Raw genomic sequence first — 13,575 nt, forward strand, 5'->3', positions numbered from 1 at the left:
GACGATGCAAGACATACAACTGGCAGAACCGGGGCCCGGGCAAGTCCTGGTCCAGGTCATGGCGGCGGGCATCAATTTCATGGACACCGGTGTCCGGCGTGGGCTCGGGGCTGTCTGGGAGTTGCCGCTGACGCCGGGTGCCGAAGGTGCCGGCATCGTCCTGGCCATCGGCCCGCAGGTGACGGAGTTCGGAGTCGGTGACCGCGTGGCCTGGCATTACGTGCCGGGCAGCTACGCCGAACAGGTGATCGCCCCGGTCAGCCAGTTGGTGCCGTTGCCCGACGATATCGACTTCACCACCGCCGCCAGCCTGATGATGCAAGGCCTGACTGCCAGCAATCTGGTGGACAAGGTGCATGCGATCCAGCCGGGTGACGTGGCATTTGTGCACGCGGCGGCGGGTGGCGTGGGGCTGATGCTGACTCAGATGATCAAGCTACTGGGCGGTAAGGTCATTGGCCGGGTGTCTCACGCCGACAAGGTGGAGGCAGTACTCGCGGCCGGGGCTGACTATGTGGTGATCGGGCGGGCGCACAACATTGCCGGACAGGTCATGCGCCTGACGGAGGGGCAGCGGGTAAATGCGGTGTACGACGGCACCGGCGCGGAAGGTTTCGCCGACTCGCTGGAAATGCTGGATTACTTCGGCACCCTGGCCTTGTACGGGCCGTTCATGAACCCGATCCCGCCGATCGATATCTTCAGCGTGCCGCGCAGCATCAAGCTGACGTATCCCTCGGTCATGCACTACGCGCGCAACCGCGAAGTGCTGCTGGAAAAGTCCCGGCAACTGTTCGCGTGGGTCAGCACCGGCAAACTGAAAACTGTCATTGGCAAACGTTATTCACTGGACGACGCGCAACAGGCCCATCGCGATATCGAGTCGCGCAACACGACGGGCAAGCTGATCATCGTCCCTTGACGCCACGCCAGATCAGCAGGGCCGCCAAGAGCTGACTACCGGCGAAAAAGGTGAACAGCTCTTGTGCGGTCCATCGGGCATCCAGCAGAAACCCGGCGACCACCGGCGAAATGATCGCCCCCAGACGCCCCATCGCCAGTACCACGCCGACGCCGGTTGTACGAACCGAGGTGCAGAACGCCTGTGGGGCCAGAACATACAGGGCGGCGACCGCACCGTTGAGCATCAGGCCAAGCGTGACCGCCACGAGCGCGGCCAGACCGGGTACGTGCGAGGCCGGCACCATCAGAGGCAGCAGGGCGGCATTGAGCAGCAGAAACCCCGACAACAATCGTCGGCAGCCGAAACGATTGGCTGCCAGTCCCAGCAGCAGGGCGCCGAGCATGCCGCCAAACGCCAATAACATTCCGACTTGGGCGCCTTGCCGATCGGTAAAACCGTTGTGGACCAGCAGAGTCGGGGTCCAGCTCATCACGAAGTAAAAGCAGAACATCAGCAGAAAAAGTGCCAGTGCCAGCGATGTGGTCTGTTGCCATTGACCGGGCGCAAACGGTCGGCTGGCGTTGTCAGGTGACGCCGGAGCGACAGGCGCGCGCTGTTCAAGTGCCAGAAATGACGGTGATTCTCGCAGCCAAAAGACACCGACCAATGCCGCCGCCAGCGTGATGCAACCCCCGGCCAGAAAGACATACCGCCAGCCCATCAAATCATTGAGTACATGCGCCAGCACACCGCCCAGACTGGCGCCCATGGCGAAGGCGAGGGATTGCAGTGCGATCGCCAGATTGCGTCGCTGCGGGCTGGCGTATTCGAACGTCAGCACGTTCGCCCCCACCAGCACCGCCCCGGTGCCGATGCCGGTCAGCAGACGCAGGAACATCAGCACGTGATGATCCGGACTCCAGAACGACAGCAACATACCCAGGCCACTGAGCAGCAGGCCGGCGAGCAGTAACGGCCTGCGCCCGAAGCGGTCGGCCCTGGGCGCGGCCAGCAGCGAACCGAGCGCCATCCCGACCAGGCTTGCGCTCAACAACAGGCCCAGTTGCGCGCCGCTCAACGCCCACTCGGCCGAAACCCGGCTGGCGGTGAAGGCCATGGCCATCACGTCCAGCCCGTCGATCACGTTGAACAGCATGCACAGTCCGATCACCCACCACTGCGACGTGGTTGATGGCGTGCCGCTCAGGCGTTCGAGCGCTGTTTCCCCACGCATCCGCAATCCTTGATCCGATCTGTCATTCAAATGAGCCGTTTCCCCGCCGCATTCTGCCCGTTAACCGCTGCTGAATTCGAGCGCGATTTTACGCACCGGGCCAGCGCGTCATACCAAGGTATCGACCGACACCATCGTGTAATCGCCCCGGTGCCAGCCCAGTGGTCTGATCCGATTGGCGATGCCTTTCGAATAATGACTACAAGGAGATCCATCATGGTTGCGCTTTCGTCCGGTCTAACCTGGCGCCATTGCCTGGCGTCATCCATCAGGGGCGGTGTGCTCGGCCTTGCCGTACTCGCTGGCAGCAGCGGCGTCTGGGCCGCGGATCCGTCGCAAGCCATTCGCCCGTACACCATCCATGTGGACGAAGCGAAGTTGAGCGATCTGCGCAAACGCATCGCCGACACCCGCTGGCCGGACAAGGAAACGGTCGGCGACGTGTCCCAGGGAGTGCAACTGGCGCAGGTCCAGGCGTTGGTGAAGTATTGGGGCGACGGCTATGACTGGCGCAAGGCCGAAGCCAGGCTCAACGCCTTGCCGGAGTTCGTGACCACCATCGACGGCGTCGACATCCAGTTCATCCATGTGCGTTCGCGCAATCCCAATGCGATGCCGCTGATCCTTACCCACGGCTGGCCGGGTTCGCAGTTCGAATTTCTCAAGACCATCGGCCCGCTGACCGACCCCGTGGCGTACGGCGGCAAGGTCGAGGACTCGTTCGACGTGGTGATCCCGTCGATTCCTGGCCATGGTTTTTCCGGTAAACCGACCGAGCTCGGCTGGGGCCCTGACCGGGTGGCGAAGGCCTGGGATGTATTGATGAAGCGTCTGGGCTACAGCCATTACGTGTCCCAGGGTGGCGATCACGGTTCGGTGATTTCCGATGCGCTGGGTCGCCTGGCGCCGCCCGGTTTGCTGGGCATCCACCTGAACATGCCGGCCACCGTGCCGCCGGAACTGGTCAAGCCGATCAACAGCGGCGACCCGGCCCCGGCCGGGCTGACCGCGCCGGAGGTGACGGCCTTCAATTCGCTCAGCCAGTTCTTCGGTCGTAACGCCGCCTACGGCGCAATGATGGTGACCCGGCCCCAGACCATCGGTTATCTGCTGGCCGATTCGCCCGCCGGCACGGCAGCGTGGATGTACGAAAAATTCGCCGCGTGGACCGACAGCGACGGTCAGCCCGAGAAAGTCCTGAGCCGCGATGAAATGCTCGACGACATCAGCCTGTACTGGCTGACCGACAGCGGGGCGTCGTCCTCCCGTTTCTACTGGGAGAACAACAACAATAACTTCAGCGCCGCCGCGCAGAAGACTGCCGACATCAAGGTGCCGGTGGCGATTACCGTGTTCCCCCACGAAATCTACCGGGCGCCGAAAGTCTGGTCGCAACGCGCCTATCCGTCGCTGGCCTACTTCAGCGAAGTCAGCAAGGGCGGTCACTTCGCGGCATGGGAGCAACCGCAACTGTTCAGCGAAGAACTGCGCGAAGCCTTCCGGCCACTGCGTGCTGATGCGCAGAAAACCGCTGCTCAGGCAGCGCGCTAACCCTTCAATCCGCAGGCCCTTTAACCACCAACCCGGAACCGCCACCCGGCGGTTCACGAGGGAGACCCGGCATGACTGACTCTAACGCTGTAACCCCATCCCGGCGCGTGCTCGCCGGTTCGATCCTGGCGCTTGCGCTGGGCATCGCCTCGGCATACGCCAGCGCCGGCGAAGTGCCCGCCGGCAAGATTGACGCCATTACCGTCGGCACCAACGTTTCCTTCGGCGCGCTGAAACACGTCAAGGCCGGATTGCTGGACGTGTCCTACGCCGAAGTCGGTCCGACCGACGGCCCGGTGGTCATCCTGCTGCACGGCTGGCCCTACGACATTCACAGCTACACCGACGTGGCGCCGGCGCTGGCGCAGAAGGGCTATCGGGTGCTGATTCCTTACGCGCGCGGTTATGGCGACACGCGTTTCCTGTCTGCCAAAACCGTGCGCAACGGTCAGCCGGCGGCGCTGGCGAAGGATCTGATCGACTTCATGGACGCCCTGAAGATCAAGCAGGCCGTGCTCGGCGGCTACGACTGGGGCGCCCGCACCGCCGACATCGTCGCCGCGCTCTGGCCCGAGCGGGTGAAAGCGCTGGTGGCGGTGAGCGGTTACCTGATCGGCAGCCAGGACGCCGGCAAGACGCCGCTGCCGCCGGCTGCAGAGTTGCAGTGGTGGTATCAGTTCTACTTTGCGACCGAGCGCGGTCGCCTGGGTTACGAAAAGAACACCCATGACTTCGCCAAATTGATCTGGCAACTGGCCTCGCCGAAGTGGAGCTTCGACGACGCGACCTACGACCGCAGCGCCGCCGCGTTGCAGAACCCGGATCACGTCACCGTGTCGATCTTCAACTACCGCTGGCGCCTGGGCCTGATCAAAGGGGAAACGCAATACGATCCGCTGGAGAAAAAACTGGCGGCATTCCCCTCCATCGGCGTGCCGACCATCACCCTCGAAGGCGACGCCAACGGTGCGCCGCACCCACCGGCCGAGGCCTACGCGAAACGCTTCACCGGCAAGTACGAATACCGGCTGATCAGCGGCGGTATCGGCCACAACCTGCCGCAGGAAGCGCCGCAGGCGTTCGCTCAGGCGGTGATCGATGCCGATCATCTCTGACTGCTGGCCTGAGGGGATCCGACGATGAAACTCAACCATTGGGCCGTGTTGCCAGCGGCCATTGCATTTGCGGCACTGGCGGCCACCGGTGTCGCGTTGGGCGAGGCCGATGACGGCGACGCCTCGCCGATCTACGGCGTGAAACTGCCGAAAAACTATCGCCAGTGGGCGCTGATTGCCCCGGCCCAGGAAGCCGCGCCGCTGGATGAACTGCGTGCGGTGCTGGGCAATGACCGGGCGATCAAGGCTTACCAGAGCAAGACGCTGCCGTTTCCCGACGGCACGGTGCTGGTGAAGCTGGCGTGGAAACACGTGCAGTCGCCGGAGTTCGAGCCAGCCTCGATTCCGGGGGCGGCCACCACTGTTCAGGTGATGGTCAAGGACTCGCGCAAATACGCTTCGACCGGTGGCTGGGGATTCGGCCGATTCATCAACGGCAAACCCGCTGATGAAGCCCAGCACCAGACCTGCTTTGCCTGCCATCAGGCGCGGGTGCAGAACCACGATTTTGTCTTCACCCGATACGCCCCCTGAATCCGTCATACGAGGAACATCCACATGAAAAAAACACTGACAGCATTGAGCATTGCCGTTGGCCTGTGCCTGGGCGCCAATGCCTTCGCCCAGACCGCCAAGCCCACGGTCGTGCTGGTGCACGGCGCGTTTGCCGACGCATCGAGCTGGAACGGCGTGGCGAAGATTCTCGAGAAGGATGGCTACACGGTGATCGCCGCGGCCAATCCGTTGCGCGGCGTCAAGAGCGATGGCGCAGCGGTATCGGCATTGCTGAGCAGCATCCAGTCGCCGGTGGTGCTGGTCGGTCACTCCTATGGCGGCAACGTCATCAGTGATGCGGCCAACGATCATGCCAATGTCAAAGCGCTGGTGTACGTCAGCGCGTTTGCCCCCGAAGCCGGTGAAACCGTCGCCGGGCTGGCCGGCAAGTTTCCCGGCAGCACCCTCGGGCCAACGCTGGCGCCACCCGTTGCGCTGGCTGACGGCGGCAAGGACTTGTACATCCAGCAGAGCAAGTTCCACGACCAGTTCGCCGCCGACGTCCCGGCTGCACAAGCGGCCCTGATGGCCGCGACCCAACGCCCGGTCACCGAAGCGGCGCTGAACGAGCAGGCCGGCACGCCGGCCTGGAAGCACATTCCGTCGTGGTACATCTACGGCGACAAGGACAAGAACATCCCGCCCCAGGCGATGGCGTTCATGGCCAAGCGTGCGGATGCCAAGGCGGTTGAGGTGGTCAAGGGTGGCTCTCACGTAGTGATGGTGTCGAACCCGGCACCGGTGGCCCGGCTGATTGAAAAAGCTGCGGCGGCCAACTGAAACCCTGCGACGTGCCGAGGCGCGTCGCAGGGCTGTCACCTCCCGCTCAGGCAACGGACACCTGCGGCGAAGTTGCCGGTGCCAATCTGAGCAGGGGGGTGATGCCGAGCATCAACAGCAGTACCGCGAACAGCAAGGTGTACGCCGGGCCGTAGTGTCCGGCGTATTCGCGCAGGGCACCGAACAACAGCGGCCCGAGCGCGGCGATCAGGTAACCGATGAACAACATGAACACAGTCCACAATCCGGCCTGTTCGCTGGTGCTGGCGTGATCCAACGGCAAGGTCATGGCCACGGTAAAACCCATGCCCAGGCCGATGGCCGCGAGCACCACATACAGCATCGGCCAGTACGCCGGCAGGAACGCCATGCCGCCCACCCCCAGCAGGGCCAGCAACGCCGACAACCCGAGCAAACCGCGCCGGTCGTGGGCCTTGCCCGGTATCAGCCCCGCACCCACGCTGGCCACGGCGAACACCGCCGTAAAAATGCCCAGCAGGACGCCCGGGGAAACACTCGATGTGGCCGCTTCCACCGACGCTGGCGCCATCCAGGCGAAGAGGGCGTAGACCACGAATTGACCGGCACCGAAATTCAACGCGATCAACCACGCCTGCGAATTGCCCCAGGGCAGGCGTTTGCTCGGGTTCGACGGCGATTTCACCGTTGGCACCGGTGTCGCAAAACGCCGCGCCATCCACACCCAACTGGCGATGGCGGTGAGGCACAGCACGCTCCAGAACCCGGCGCTGACCCGCCAGTCCTGCGCCAGCTCGGCAATCGGCGCGCTGAACACCGCCGCGAGAGTCGCGCCCAGACTCAGGCCGCCGGCATAAATGCCCATGAACAGCGCCGGCCGCTGCGCAAAGTGGGTCTTGATCCACGCGCCGGTCATCGCGCCGGCTACGGCAATGCCGATGCTGGCGAAGAACGTACTGCCGAGCAGGAAAAATGCATTCGGCGAGATTGCCCGCAGCAAGGTGGACGCGCCCAGCAACGTCAGTGCGACCACCACACTGCGATCGATCCCGAAGCGTCTGGCCAGGCTCGGAACCACCAGCGCGAACACGCCCATGCAGATGTCGGGAATTGAAGTCAGCAGCGCGGCCTGGGTATAGCTCAACTGGAAGTGCTGCTGGATCAACAGCAGAATCGGCCCCACCGAAATGATCGGCGGCCGCAAGGCGATGGACAGGATCAGCAGGCCGATCACCGCCGTGACGCTCTGCTGGTGGCCGGAGAGATTGCGGGTGATTGCCATGGGAGAAGCCTCATTGATGAACAATGAGCGCAAGGCTAACAATGGGCCGGTAATGGCAAATGCCAGGGTTTGTCGCCCAAGTGACAATCGCCGCTTTAACACGATCAAGGTCTGTTTTCAGGAGACGCCAGCCGATGAAACGAGAGGTGCGCAAGGTCATCGCCCAGCGTGAGTCCGCGCCGCGCAGCGAACGTTATCCCGACTATCAGGACGTGCCGCGCGTAATGACCGTGCTGGTGCGCGATCAGGCCACCGGCGAATACAACGAGCCGCACGTGCATCGGCACGGGCAATTGCTGTATGCCTCGAACGGGGTGATGCGGGTGGCCACCGAGCGCGGATTGTGGATCCTGCCGCCGAAGCGGGCCCTGTGGATTCCGCCCGGGATGATCCACGACCAGTTGATGCTGAGCGCGGTCAAGATGCGCTCGATCTACATCGAGCCGCAGGTCTGCGCAGGGCTGGGCAATCACTGCAAAGTACTGGAGATCCCCGGACTGCTGCGCGAGTTGATTCTGGCCCTGGCCGAGCAGCCGATCGAATACCCACAGGAAGGCCGTAACGCACACATCGTGGCGTTGATACTCAGTGAGTTGCAGGGAGCCCGGACGTTGCCGATCGAAGTGCCGTGGCCGGTGGACCGGCGACTGGTCACGGTGTGCGAGGCGATTCTGCAGGATCCGGGACAAGACCATTCGATCGGTTACTGGGCTGACCGGGTCGGTGCCAGTTCGCGCACGCTGATACGCCTGTTCGTCAATGAAACCGGCCTGAATTTCCGCCACTGGCTGCAGCAGGTGCGGCTGGCGACTGCCATCGACCGGCTCGACAAGGGACAGTCCGTCGGGGTGATTGCCCGGGATCTGGGCTACGCCAGCCAGAGTGCCTTCAGTGCCATGTTCAGACGGGTGATGGGTGAATCGCCCCGTGAATTTCTCGTTCGCGATTAGGGCGTTTTGGCGATTCCGATACCTTCGTATTCTGTCGTCGAAGGGAGGCGGGTGGTATCAATGACGCTGCTGTTGCAGGTGCATTGAACACCCACCCGCGTTCCGCGAGGAACCTTCGAAGAGTGAGAAATCCTGATGCTTTTATACCTATCGACCTGGTCCGAAATAGCGCAATTCCTCGAACGCAGCCGCACCATCGTCATCCCGATCGGTTCCAACGAACAGCACGGGCCGACCGGCCTGCTGGGCACCGACTGGATGTGCCCGGAAATCATCGCCCATGAAGCGCAGAAAGCCGCGGACATCCTGATTGCCCCGACCTTCAACATCGGCATGGCGCAGCATCACCTCGGGTTTCCCGGCACCATCTCGCTCAGGCCTTCGACCTTCATCGCCGCCATCGCCGACTGGACTCGTTCGCTGGCCGCCCACGGCTTTGAAAAGATCTTTTTCCTCAATGGCCACGGCGGCAACATCGCCTCAATCGAAGCAGCGTTTTCGGAGCTGTACGCCGAAGCGAGTTTCGCCCGGCGCAAGGCCGGGTTCGCCCTGAAGCTGTGCAACTGGTGGGATCTGGAAGGGGTGAACGAGCTGGCGCGTGACCAATTCCCGACCGGCCACGGCATTCATGCCACGCCTTCGGAAATCGCCGTGACCCAATGGGCGTATCCCGATTCCATCAAGTCGGCCGATTATTCGCCGCAGATCGCCAACTGGGGGCCGATCCGTGAAGCGGCGGATTTCCGCGCCCGTCATCCGGACGGCCGCATGGGCTCGGACCCGGCCCAGGCTTCGCCGGAAAAGGGTCGGCAACTGGTGGAAATGGCCGCTCGCGGTCTGGTGCAGGAGGTGCAAGCCTTCAGCCGCGAATCGTTACCCGACTGAAGCGTCGCCCTGATCAACGCCCGGATTTTCCGGGCGTTGCTGTTTCAACACCTTGGGAATATCGCCATGTGGACTATTCGTCACAGCTACATCGATGGCGCGTTCGTGCCCGTTCAGGGCCGCGAAACGATCAACTGCATCAACCCGGCGACGGAGTCCGTCATCGGTACGGTCACCTTGGCCAATCGCGACGATGCCAGGCAAGCCATCGCCGCCGCAAAGCGTGCGCAAGTCACGATGGGCCGCACCTCGAAAGCCGAACGCATCGAGATGCTCAAACGCCTTCAGGCAGCGGTGCTGGAGAGCACCGAAGACATCCGCGACACCGCCATCGAGGAATACGGCGCACCGTTGGCCCGTGCGCAATGGGTCAGCCAGTACGCGTCGCAGTCCTTTGCCAATGCGGCGCAGGTGCTGGAGAACTACGAACTGGTCCGGCCTGTGGGCCGGGCAAGAGTCGTGATGGAACCGGTCGGGGTATCGGCGTTGTTCGCACCCTGGAACAGCACCGCCGGTACGGTGTGCAGCAAACTGGCGGCGGCGATTGCCGGCGGTTGCGCATCGGTCATCAAACCGAGTGAACTCAGCCCGTTGCAGACCCAGGTGCTCGCGCTCGCCTTGCACCGTGCGGAACTGCCCAACGGGGTGATCAATATTGTCCTGGGCCGTGGGACCGATGTGGGCGACGAGATCAGCACCAGCCCGCACGTCGCGAAGGTCTCGTTTACCGGTTCCACCGCCACCGGAAAACTGATCGCCCGCGCCGGCATCGAGACGATGAAGCGGGTGAGTCTGTCGCTCACCGGCAAGTCGGCATCCATCGTGCTCGACGACGCGGATCTCGAAACGGCCATCCCCATGGCACTGAATGCCGCCTTCATGAACAACGGCCAGGCCTGCGTCGCCGGCACGCGGCTGTTGGTGCCGCGCGCGTTCTTGCAGCAGGTGATCGAACGGGTGAAAACCCTGGTTGACGCGACCGTGGTCGGCGATCCCCAGGACCCGACTACCGCCATCGGCCCGTTGGTCAACCAGGCGCAGTTTGATCGCGTGCAGGGCTTTATCCGGCGTGGCCTGGAGCAGGGCGCACGATTGATCGTCGGCGGGGAGGGCAGGCCTCACGGCCTGAGCCAAGGCTATTTCGTGAAGCCCACGGTGTTTGCCCATGTCAGCAACGACATGGACATCGCCCGGGAGGAGATTTTCGGCCCGGTGCTGTCGATCATGGCCTATGACGACGAGGAAGACGCCATCCGCCTGGCCAATGCCAGCGTCTACGGTTTGCAGGCGTATGTGTTCACCCGCGAGGTCGAACGTGGCCGATGCATCGCTGCGCGGCTGGAGGCCGGTTCGGTGCTGATCAACCGGATCGCACCGGAGTTGCTTGCGCCGTTTGGCGGGGTCAAGCAGTCGGGGATCGGCAGGGAATTCGGGGTGTCGGGGCTGGAAGCATTTCTTGAAGCGAAAAGCATCGTAGAGGACTGATAACGGCAGCAGGGCAAACAGGATCTTTCCTGGTTGCCCTGCCTACGTCAATGCGGATCAGCCCAGCGCTTCGATGGCCTGCGCAACGCCTGCACCGTACGCAGGATCGGCGCGGGTGCAGTTATCGATGTGGCGTTGTCGGGTCTGGGCGCTGGCGCCATGGATCGAGCGCGCGGTGTTGTCGAACAAGACCTGTTGCTGGGCGGGGGACATGGCGCGGAACAGTGCGCCCGGTTGCGAGAAGTAGTCGTCGTCCTCGCGGTGATTCCAGTGCCCGGCGCTGCCTTTCAGGGCCAGCGGTGGCTCGCTGAAATCCGGTTGCTCGGCCCACTGGCCATAGCTGTTGGGCTCGTAGCCGATTGTGCTGCCCGCGTTCGCATCGGTGCGCATCTGGCCGTCCCGGTGATAGCTGTTGACCGGGCAGCGCGGGGCGTTCACCGGGATCTGATGATGATTGACGCCGACGCGATAGCGCTGAGCATCTCCATAGGAGAACAGGCGCGCCTGGAGCATTTTGTCTGGTGAGAAGCTGATGCCGGGCACCACGTTGGCCGGGTTGAAGGCCGCCTGTTCGACGTCGGCAAAGTAGTTGTCGGGGTTGCGGTTGAGTTCGAGCACACCGACTTCTATCAGCGGGTAATCCGCGTGGGGCCAGACTTTGGTCAGGTCGAACGGGTTGATCGAATAAGTGTCGGCGTCCAGCTCTGGCATCACTTGCACGTAGAGCTTCCATTGCGGGAAGTGGCCTTCCTCGATGGCGCTGTACAGGTCGCGCTGGGCACTTTCGCGGTCATCGCCGATCAGGGTCGCGGCCTGTTGATCGGTCAGGTTTTCGATGCCTTGTTGAGTCTTCCAGGTGAACTTCACCCAGAAACGTTCGTTCGCCGGGCTGATGAAACTGAAGGTATGGCTGCCGAAACCATGCATGTGGCGGTAGGTGCGCGGCAGTCCACGATCGCTCATGACAATCGTGACCTGGTGCAGCGCCTCCGGCAGCAAGGTCCAGAAATCCCAATTGTTGCGGGCGCTGCGCATGTTGGTGCGCGGGTCGCGTTTGACCGCATGGTTGAGGTCGGGGAATTTCAACGGATCGCGCAGAAAGAACACTGGCGTGTTGTTACCCACCAGATCCCAGTTGCCTTGCTCGGTATAGAACTTGATGGCGAATCCGCGGATGTCACGCTCGGCGTCCGCCGCGCCACGCTCGCCGGCCACGGTCGAAAAACGGACGAACACATCGGTGGTCTTGCCCACGCTGGAAAACAGTCTGGCCTTGGTGAAACGGGTGATGTCGTGGGTGACCGTGAAGGTACCGAACGCGCCCGAACCCTTGGCGTGCATGCGTCGCTCGGGGATGACTTCCCGATCGAAGTGCGCCAGTTTTTCCAGCAACCAGACGTCCTGCAACAGCATCGGGCCTCTCGGGCCCGCCGTCTGTACGTTGTTGTTATCAACCACGGGCGCGCCCGCAGCAGTTGTCAGCTTGTTCATGCGCAACTCCTGGCTTTTGTCGGTTTCCCGCCATCACATCAAAAGCCCCGGGTGCGATCTATTGCACCATGGTGTCGCCGGATAGCACCAAGGTGTGGTTGGAATGGATTGCGTTTTGGTGTCGGCAAAAGACGGATCAGGCGAGGGTGATGCTGACCTTGATGTTGTTGCGCGTAGCCTTGGAGTAGGGGCAGTTCTGGTGCGCTGCGTCGATCAGCTGGAGCGCCACTTGCGGTTCGATATCCGGCAGTGACACCGCCAGTTGGGCCTGCAAGAAGAACCCTTGCTCCCCATGAGCCAGATCGACTTGCGCATCAACCATCGCTTGTGCAGGAAAACCGATCTTGCGCGCGTTGCAGGCATGGCGCAGCGAGCCGAGGAAGCAGGCCGACCAGCACACGGCGAACAATTGCTCGGGGTTGGTTCCGGTGCCCGGCGCGCCGGGTGGAGAAAGCTTGAGATCCAGTCGGCCATCGTGACTGCGTCCTGTGCCCTCGCGGCCTCCTGTGGTGCAGGTATGCGCGGAGTAGAGGGTTTTTTCGATATCGATCATGGGCATTCCCTGAAGAGCATTTCACAGCGAAAAGGGCGGTTCATGTTGCCCGTGTGGGTTCATGACATTCACGTGCAGAAGCACCCGCCAGCGCGTCGGCCGTGGCCACGGCGTCAGTGCCGCGATGGCCCAGGTTGTCGAGCAGGATCGTGCGGGCGATCTCGATCAGCCAGGCGCGAAACGGAAAGCTCGGGTCATGGGCGGCCTGTTCCTGATAGAGCGCCCTGAAGGCTTGCTGAACGAGGCCGCCGGTGTCTTCACGACGGATCCGCCCGGCCTGCACCTGACCTTCGTAGAAGGCGATGAGCAACGGTGTCACCGTCGCGAACAGCTGTTGCGCCTCACCCCGGCCATGCCGGACGGCGCCCGCGACCAAGGCATACAATTCGTCGTTGCCGAGCCGGTCTGACTCGCACAGGCAAGTGTGGCGATAACCTTCAGCCATGGTCGAATCCCTCGCAAAACCGTCGTTCGACTGAGCGCGGCTGCCGAAAAGATTTGCAGGTGGCCTGGCGTTCAGCGGTGAGATTCAAGCCTGCCTTCACAGCCGAATGACTGCCAGTTATGCGTTGTTAGCGCTTGTTAGCGCCCGGCTATCGAGGTAGGTCGCGTGGTGACTTTTTCGCTGGCCACTCAAGACGCTGCAGCGGTTTTCGATGCCCGTGGCCTGCAGGAAACGGCGGTACGGTGTACGAGCATTTTTGACATCCCTGTCCCTTTGCCATCGTCACAACCATGTAGGAAACGTCCGATATTTATTTAGCAAATTTCCTACATTTTGTTTGCCTCCCTAACAAAAAACGTGGTTATT

The 13,575-nt window shown here is 62.6% G+C and carries 13 protein-coding genes; 8 read left to right on the forward strand and 5 right to left on the reverse strand.

The features are described 5' to 3' along the window. Window positions 1-4 precede the first annotated feature (4 nt). Window positions 5-922 carry a quinone oxidoreductase gene (locus LOY31_RS11925; RefSeq protein WP_258713317.1) on the forward strand — a complete coding sequence of 306 codons (918 nt, stop codon included), beginning with the start codon at window positions 5-7 and terminating at the stop codon, window positions 920-922. On the opposite strand, the gene LOY31_RS11930 is transcribed toward LOY31_RS11925, so the two are convergent. Further along, entirely contained in the window at window positions 909-2,138 is a 1,230-nt protein-coding gene (locus LOY31_RS11930) for an MFS transporter (RefSeq protein ID WP_258713318.1), read from the reverse strand. The genes LOY31_RS11925 and LOY31_RS11930 overlap by 14 nt on opposite strands. Before the next feature lie 216 nt (window positions 2,139-2,354). Here LOY31_RS11930 and LOY31_RS11935 point away from each other — a divergent pair, with 216 nt between their 5' ends. From LOY31_RS11935 to LOY31_RS11950, 4 genes are all read left to right on the forward strand, one after another. Next, window positions 2,355-3,689, forward strand: a complete 1,335-nt coding sequence (locus tag LOY31_RS11935) for an epoxide hydrolase family protein (RefSeq protein WP_258713319.1) — start codon at window positions 2,355-2,357, stop codon at window positions 3,687-3,689. Window positions 3,690-3,760: 71 nt separating this feature from the next. After that, a complete protein-coding gene (locus LOY31_RS11940) occupies window positions 3,761-4,804 on the forward strand; it encodes an alpha/beta fold hydrolase (RefSeq protein ID WP_258713320.1) in 1,044 nt (347 codons plus the stop codon). A gap of 24 nt (window positions 4,805-4,828) precedes the next feature. Further along, entirely contained in the window at window positions 4,829-5,338 is a 510-nt protein-coding gene (locus tag LOY31_RS11945) for a cytochrome P460 family protein (RefSeq protein WP_258713321.1), read from the forward strand. A gap of 24 nt (window positions 5,339-5,362) precedes the next feature. Further along, window positions 5,363-6,139 carry an alpha/beta fold hydrolase gene (locus LOY31_RS11950; protein WP_085688145.1) on the forward strand — a complete coding sequence of 259 codons (777 nt, stop codon included), beginning with the start codon at window positions 5,363-5,365 and terminating at the stop codon, window positions 6,137-6,139. A 46-nt stretch (window positions 6,140-6,185) separates the two neighbouring features. Here the strand turns inward: LOY31_RS11950 and LOY31_RS11955 are convergent, their stop codons facing one another. After that, the gene (locus tag LOY31_RS11955) at window positions 6,186-7,400 is read right to left on the reverse strand and encodes a CynX/NimT family MFS transporter (protein WP_258713322.1); all 1,215 of its coding nucleotides are present in this window, start codon (window positions 7,398-7,400) and stop codon (window positions 6,186-6,188) included. Between the two features lie 134 nt (window positions 7,401-7,534). On the opposite strand from LOY31_RS11955, the gene LOY31_RS11960 reads away from it, so the two are divergent. From LOY31_RS11960 to LOY31_RS11970, 3 genes are all read left to right on the forward strand, one after another. After that, window positions 7,535-8,350: a helix-turn-helix transcriptional regulator gene (locus LOY31_RS11960; RefSeq protein WP_085605001.1), complete on the forward strand. Its 816-nt coding sequence runs from the start codon at window positions 7,535-7,537 to the stop codon at window positions 8,348-8,350. Window positions 8,351-8,485: 135 nt separating this feature from the next. Beyond that, window positions 8,486-9,235 carry a creatininase family protein gene (locus tag LOY31_RS11965; RefSeq protein WP_258713323.1) on the forward strand — a complete coding sequence of 250 codons (750 nt, stop codon included), beginning with the start codon at window positions 8,486-8,488 and terminating at the stop codon, window positions 9,233-9,235. A 66-nt stretch (window positions 9,236-9,301) separates the two neighbouring features. Beyond that, the gene (locus tag LOY31_RS11970; protein ID WP_258713324.1) at window positions 9,302-10,720 is read left to right on the forward strand and encodes an aldehyde dehydrogenase family protein; all 1,419 of its coding nucleotides are present in this window, start codon (window positions 9,302-9,304) and stop codon (window positions 10,718-10,720) included. 57 nt (window positions 10,721-10,777) lie between these two features. On the opposite strand, the gene LOY31_RS11975 is transcribed toward LOY31_RS11970, so the two are convergent. The 3 genes from LOY31_RS11975 to LOY31_RS11985 form a co-directional block, all read right to left on the reverse strand. After that, the gene (locus LOY31_RS11975) at window positions 10,778-12,211 is read right to left on the reverse strand and encodes a catalase (RefSeq protein ID WP_258713325.1); all 1,434 of its coding nucleotides are present in this window, start codon (window positions 12,209-12,211) and stop codon (window positions 10,778-10,780) included. Between the two features lie 136 nt (window positions 12,212-12,347). Further along, complete coding sequence (locus LOY31_RS11980) at window positions 12,348-12,764, reverse strand: organic hydroperoxide resistance protein (RefSeq protein WP_179695433.1); 417 nt, start codon at window positions 12,762-12,764, stop codon at window positions 12,348-12,350. A gap of 40 nt (window positions 12,765-12,804) precedes the next feature. Continuing rightward, window positions 12,805-13,209, reverse strand: a complete 405-nt coding sequence (locus LOY31_RS11985; RefSeq protein ID WP_102686666.1) for a hypothetical protein — start codon at window positions 13,207-13,209, stop codon at window positions 12,805-12,807. Window positions 13,210-13,575: the final 366 nt, after the last annotated feature.

Source organism: Pseudomonas sp. B21-021 (assembly GCF_024749205.1).
GTDB lineage: Bacteria > Pseudomonadota > Gammaproteobacteria > Pseudomonadales > Pseudomonadaceae > Aquipseudomonas > Aquipseudomonas paraglycinae.